Below are 1,057 nucleotides of genomic sequence, written 5' to 3'. Positions count from 1 at the left end.
TAGGCCAGTTGAGTTTTAGAGGAAGATAGATGAAAATAGTGCAGACTGATCAATCAGGTCTAAAGATTTATTTGCTGATTTCTCCTTTTGCGAGAAGCATTATAGACAATGATCACACTAATCGTCATCAGGATAAATGCTAAGAAAAACGGCGCGCCAGAAAATTTAAATGGTGCTTTGTCATGGGTGAAATAATAAAATAGGTTTGTCATCATCGGTGGACCAATAATCGATGTTGCACTCATTAAGCTTGTTAGTGCACCTTGAAGTTCACCCTGTTCGTTTGAAGGAACATTTTTTGTAATAACAGACTGAAGAGCTGGTCCACAAATACCACCCAAGCAATAGGGGATAAGGAAGACGAACATCATCCATCCTTCGCTTGCAAACGAGAATAACAGTAGTCCAATAGCATACAGGGTCAATCCATAGAAAATGCTTTTTTGTTCACCAAGTTTGGGCGTTGTCCATCGAATTAAAACGCCCTGAACCAATCCAATCAATAATCCAATAACACCTAATGAGATACCCACCATTCTTTCTGTCCAGTCGAATTTATACATGGTGAAGAAGTTCCAGTTACTTTGAACTGCATGGCCTGCGATATATATTAAAATTAAGGCAACGATTAATCCGGATATTTCTGGATGTTTTCCAAGAAACTTAAAGGATCCAATTGGATTTGCGCGTTTCCATTCAAAAGCTCTACGTTTTTCTTTATCTAAGCTCTCAGGTAAGATAAAATAGCCATACAGGAAGTTTAGCATACACAGTCCTGCGGCCGCATAAAAGGGAACCCTGGCACCATAGTGACCGAGTAGACCGCCGATAACTGGGCCGATGATAAAGCCAAGACCAAATGCAGCGCCTATCAAGCCAAAGTTCTTTGCCCGATCTTCATCCGTAGATATATCGGCGATATAAGCACTTGCCGTTGTAAAACTAGCACCTGTCAATCCGGCGATAACGCGTCCTAAGAATAACCAACCTATAGTTGGCGCGAGGGCAAGAAAGATGTAGTCTACAGCAAACCCAAAAAGTGAGATCAAAATAATTG

General features: G+C 40.9%; 1 protein-coding gene. It reads right to left on the bottom strand.

Annotation, left to right across the window (positions count from 1 at the left end):
• Nucleotides 1-59 precede the first annotated feature (59 nt).
• On the bottom strand, nucleotides 60-1,057 hold a 998-nt coding region (locus B2X72_RS08985), incomplete at its 5' end, for a TCR/Tet family MFS transporter (protein WP_286849220.1).

The sequence above is a fragment of the Sphingobacterium sp. UBA7253 genome, from assembly GCF_002472745.1.
Lineage (GTDB): Bacteria > Bacteroidota > Bacteroidia > Sphingobacteriales > Sphingobacteriaceae > Sphingobacterium > Sphingobacterium siyangense.
The sequence above is the reverse complement of the archived record's forward strand: the minus strand, read 5'-3'. Positions and strand labels throughout refer to the sequence as shown.